Source organism: Acidovorax sp. KNOB132 (assembly GCF_057541515.1).
In genome coordinates, this window is sequence record NZ_BAAJYT010000260.1 from 1 (window position 1) to 4,850 (window position 4,850).

2 protein-coding genes and 3 pseudogenes are annotated in these 4,850 nt (G+C 69.5%); 4 read left to right on the plus strand and 1 reads right to left on the minus strand.

Annotated features, from left to right (window positions below; translation table 11 throughout):
• Both AC27IO_RS20400 and AC27IO_RS20405 read left to right on the plus strand, forming a co-directional pair.
• A pseudogene (locus AC27IO_RS20400) lies at positions 1–189 on the plus strand (hypothetical protein); the annotation flags it as partial.
• Between the two features lie 59 nt (positions 190–248).
• Positions 249–1,661: a carbohydrate porin gene (locus AC27IO_RS20405; protein WP_498740471.1), complete on the plus strand. Its 1,413-nt coding sequence runs from the start codon at positions 249–251 to the stop codon at positions 1,659–1,661.
• Positions 1,662–2,153: 492 nt separating this feature from the next.
• On the opposite strand, the gene AC27IO_RS20410 is transcribed toward AC27IO_RS20405, so the two are convergent.
• The gene (locus AC27IO_RS20410) at positions 2,154–2,372 is read right to left on the minus strand and encodes a hypothetical protein (RefSeq protein WP_498740472.1); all 219 of its coding nucleotides are present in this window, start codon (positions 2,370–2,372) and stop codon (positions 2,154–2,156) included.
• Between AC27IO_RS20410 and AC27IO_RS20415 the strand changes: the two are divergent.
• Positions 2,344–2,517, plus strand: a pseudogene (locus AC27IO_RS20415) (DUF6531 domain-containing protein); the annotation flags it as partial. The gene AC27IO_RS20410 and the pseudogene AC27IO_RS20415 sit on opposite strands and share 29 nt — an antisense overlap.
• A 21-nt stretch (positions 2,518–2,538) precedes the next feature.
• Positions 2,539–4,850 (plus strand): annotated as a pseudogene (locus tag AC27IO_RS20420) (hypothetical protein); the annotation flags it as partial.

Genomic DNA, 4,850 nt, shown 5'->3' on the forward strand with positions numbered 1-4,850 from the left:
CCGGCCGCGCGCGCCGCCGCGCCCGTTCCGGCTGCGGCGGTGGTGGCATCGCCCCAGCCTGCCGCGGACGCGGTGGCCGAGCCTGCGGACGCCATCCCTGAGCCGATCCCCCACGTGCCGCCCGGGCTGGGCGGCAAGGTCTCGGCCAGCGCCGCCGCCACCCTGCCTGTGCGCAAAAAACCACGCTGAAGCGCGCGGCGGTCGCGCGGACACGCGCCAGCCACCGGGGCCTGACAGAATGCCGCCGCATGCTGTTGCTCCTCTCCCATTTCTTGCGTGGCTTCGGGCCCCGGCGCGTGCTGCAGGCCGCGCTGGGCGGCACCGCGGCCGTCCTCGCTGCCCAGGCCCTGGCCGCCCCGTCCGGCGATGCCGGCAACCCGGCGGAAGGTGACCCGCCCCCCTGGGCCCTGCACGCGCAGACCACCTACGTCTGGCAGCACAAGCCCTCGTTCGACGCGCCCTACACCGGCCCGAACAGCCTGGTGCCCACGGCCGAGCGCTCGTATTCCTTCACCGCCACCGCCGACCTCGGGCTGCGCCCCTGGAGCGGCGCGCAGATCCACTTCAACCCCGAGGCGGGGCAGGGCGTGCCGCTGTCGCACCTGTCAGGCGCGGGCGGGCTCTCCAATGGCGAGCTGGCCCGCACCTCGGGCGCGCAGATCAAGGCCTATCGCGCGCGCCTGTTCCTGCTGCAGCGCTGGGACGCGGGCGGCGACACCGAACGCATCGAGCCCGACTTCAACGAACTGGGCGGCAGCGCCAGCGCGCGCCGGTGGACCCTGGTGGCCGGCAACCTTTCGCTGCTGGACTACTTCGACAACAACCCCTACGCCAAGGACCCGCGCGAGCAGTTCTTCAACTGGTCCTTCCTGACGCCCGGCGCCTGGGACTACGCGGCCGATGCGCGCGGCTACACCTGGGCCGGCATCCTCGAATACCGCACGCCGCAGTGGGCCGTGCGCGGTGGCCGCGCCCTGCAGCCGCGCGAATCCAACGGCCAGCCGCTGGACCGCTCGTGGACCAAGCACTACGGCGACCAGATCGAGGCCGAATCCGACCTGCCCGTGGCCCTGCCCGCCGGCCCGCTGCGCGGGCGCGTGCTGCTGTTCCGCAACCGCGCCGTCATGGGCGCGTTCGCCGATGCGCTGGCCGCGTCCCGGGCCGTTGGCGGCACGCCGGACGTCGGCGCCGTGCGCCGCCTGCAGACCAAGACCGGCTGGGCCCTGACCCTGGAGGCCCCGCTGGCCGAAGACGCCGGCGTCTTCGTGCGCGCCAGCCGCAGCAGCGGCCGCCAGGAAACGTACGCCTTCGCCGAGATCGACCGCCAGCTGTCCTTCGGCGGCCAGATCGGCGGCGCCGCCTGGGGCCGCGCCGCCGACCGCGTGGGCGCCGCCTTGGCGGTCAACGGGTTGTCGGCCGACCACCGTAACTACCTCGCAGCCGGGGGGCTGGGGGCGTTCCTGGGCGACGGGGCGCTGCGCTACGGCAACGAGCGGGTGTGGGAGGCGTATTACCGGCTCACGTTCGCCCCGGTGCCCATGCCGGGCGGGCCTCTGCAGTCCGCCGTGTCGCTGGGGGTGCAGCACATCGTGCACCCGGGCTACAACCGCGACCGGGGACCGGTGGACGTGGTGTCGGTGCGGGTGCATGCGGAGTTTTGAGGGGCGGCTGGTCATGCATGCATTCATTACTTGTGAATCAATTAGTTTGTGACTAATAATTCAGTTTTTTTGGCATTAGACAAAACAGCAGGCGGGAGAAGAAATGCAATGTGCAAAAAATGAGGCATCGGTTGAAAGTGCCTTGACTGTGGGCTGCCCTGTGTTTAGCACGACGGTGCTCAGAGCCGCTGGACCTCAAAGCGGTTTTTTGGGGTGGACAGCGTTTGCCATGCGCCGGCTGAGCGGGTTTTGCCGTTGCGCGATGGCGCGGGCACTGTCGCACGCTGCGTTGGGCCTTTTGATGCTCACGGGCAGTCTCGCTGCGCATGCGGAACTGCAAAAAAGCTTTCTGTACCATTGGTCGACGGGAAACCCGAAGTTCGCCACCAAGGAGGCGTACTGCGCATGGTTTGCCGGCCACTATTCCAATGCCACAGGCTTTGCGGTCGCAGGCGACTACTGCGCCGTCGACTCCTCTGAGGGACCGGCGTATTACTGGGCCCCCATCTGGAAACAATCTACGTTGTCCTGCCCGCCCAACAGCACCACCACGGCGAGCGGCACCTGTGCCTGCCAGCCGGGGTTCGCCGAGGACGTGCCCACCAACGCCTGCATTGCCGCCACGCCCGAACCACCGGCATTTTCCTGCAGGGCCTCCGGCGTGGAGGTGGGGCAGCCCATCATGCCGTCGAACGAAGCCAAGGTTCGCACCGAGACCGATTGGAGTGGGCAAGGGCCTGCGGCGCTGTCTTTTACTCGGCGGTACGAAAGCACGTGGGGCAAAGACCCGGGCCGGCCCCAAGGGCCCTTGAGCATGGCCTGGAGTCACAATCATCAAGCGTTTTTGTTGGCCAGCAGTGCGGCCACCGGAATCAGCGTGAGCATCACGACGGGAGAGGGCCACCTGCGGACCTTCTTCAAGGCGACGGGCAGCAGCACCTGGACCACGGCCAGCAACGACGTGCTGACGCAATCGGCCTCCGGCGCCTGGACCTACCAGCGCAGCGACGACGACGCCACGCTGCAGTTCAGCAGCAGCGGCAAGCTGCAGTCGGTCACGGCGCGCAACGGCTGGGTGACGTCCTACGCGTACCACGCGTATGGACTCTTGGCCTCCATCACCAATCCGTTCGGGCAGAAGCTCTTGCTTGATTACCAACCGTCGGGCCGGCTGACCTCTGTTACCACACCGGATCAGCAAGTCATCCGCTATGCCTACGACGGCAGCGGCCGGCTCTCCACCGTCACCTATCCCGATGGCAAGAGCCGGTCCTTCCTGTACGAAGATGCGGGCTTCCCGCAGGCCCTCACCGGCATCGTGGACGAGACCGGTGCGCGCTGGGGCACCTTCGGCTACGACAGCACGGGCCGGGCCACCAGCACCGAACTGGCCGGCAGCGTCAACCGCTACCAGGTGAGCTATCCGGCAGCCGATGGCTCCGGCGCCACCGTCATCGACCCCCTGGGCACGGCGCGCACCTTCAACTACAGCCTCAACCTGGGCAAACTGGTCGTCAGTGGTGCCAGCAAGCCCGATCCACTGGGCAAGCCCGATGCCGCGCAGCGGGTGCAGAACGCGCAAGGGCTGATCGACTCCGAGACGGACTTTCTCGGGAGCGTGACGACGTACCAATGGGATGCGGGCAGGCGCGTGCCGCTGAGCACCACGCAGGCCAGCGGCACGGCGCAGGCGCGCACGACCAGCACCGAATGGCACCCGCAGTGGCGCCTGCCGGTCAAGGTGACGGAGGCGGGCCGCGAGACGGCCTACACGTACGACGGCCAGGGCAACGCGCTCACGCAGACGATCAAGGACACCTCGGTGAACCCGCCCGTCTCGCGCACCTGGGCCTGGACCTACCACCCCTCGGGCCTGGTCGCCAGCGAGACCGACCCGGGCGGCGCTGTGACCACCTACGCCTACGACAGCGCGGGCCACCTCACCCAGGCCACCAACGCGCTGGGCCAGAGCAGCCTGTACACCCACGACGCGGCCGGCCGGGTGCTCACCCACACCGCACCCACGGGCCTGGTGAGCAGCTACCAGTACGACGCGCGCGGGCGGCTCACACGGGCGCAGCGCGGCGACGAGGTCAGCAGCTACACCTACACCGCCAGCGGGCAACTGGCCAGCGCCAGCGTGGCCAGCGGCTACGCCACCAGCTACACCTACGACGCCGCGCAGCGCCTGACCGGCTGGAGTGACAACCGGGGGGCGAGCGCCAGCTACACCCTGGACGGCATGGGCAACCGGATCAATGAGAGCATCACCGATGCGCAAGGCCAGGCCGCATGGACGGTCGCGCGCACCATCAACAGCCTGAACCGGGTGGAGAGCGTCACCATCGGCTCGGCCGCGACCGGCACGGTCAGCACCAGCGGCTATGGCTACGACGCCAACGGCGAACTCATCCGCAGCACCGAGATCGTTGGGGGCGCCAGCCGCAGCACCACCCTCGCGCTGGACGCGCTGCGGCGCGTGAAGACCCTCACCAACGCGCAGAACGCCAGCGCCGCGCTGGAATACAACGCCCAGGATGCCGTCACCAAAGCCACGGACTTCAAGAGCGTGGCCACCAGCTACACGCGGGATGCCCTGGGCAATGCCAGCCAGGAAGCCAGCGCCGACAGCGGCACGCTCACCCGCACCTACGACAGCCTGGGGCTGCCGCAAAGCCTCACCGACGCGCTGGGGCGTGCCACCGCCATCACGCGCGATGCGCTGGGCCGGCCCACGCAGATCGTGAGCAGCCTGGGCGACGCGAGCCGCACCACCGTGCTGCGCTACGACCTGCCCGGGCCCGAGTACAACGCCAGCGGCAGCCCGAGCGCCAGCGTGGGGTCCTTGAGCGAGATCCAGGACACGGGCGTCACCACGCGCTACCAGCGCGACGCGCAAGGGCGCATCACCGCGCGCACCCAGGTCCTGGCCAACGGCAGCAGCAGCACCGTGGGCTACCAGTACGTGCCAGGCGGGACGGGCAGCGCAGGCAGTGCTGGCGCCGGGCAGATCGCCCGCATCACCTACCCCAGCGGTCGCCAGCTGGTGCACCAGTACGACGCCACCGGCCAGCTCACCGGGCTGCAGTGGAACGGCCAGCCGCTGGTCAGCGGCATCACCTGGAGCCCGCTGGGCCAGGCCACCGGCTGGCAATGGCCCGGATTCGTGCAGACCCCCGGCAACCCCGC

What these genes read in the sequence shown, in the direction of transcription:
- AC27IO_RS20405 (WP_498740471.1), top strand. Translation starts at nt 249, where the DNA reads ATGCTGTTGCTCCTCTCCCATTTCTTGCGTGGCTTCGGGCCCCGGCGC.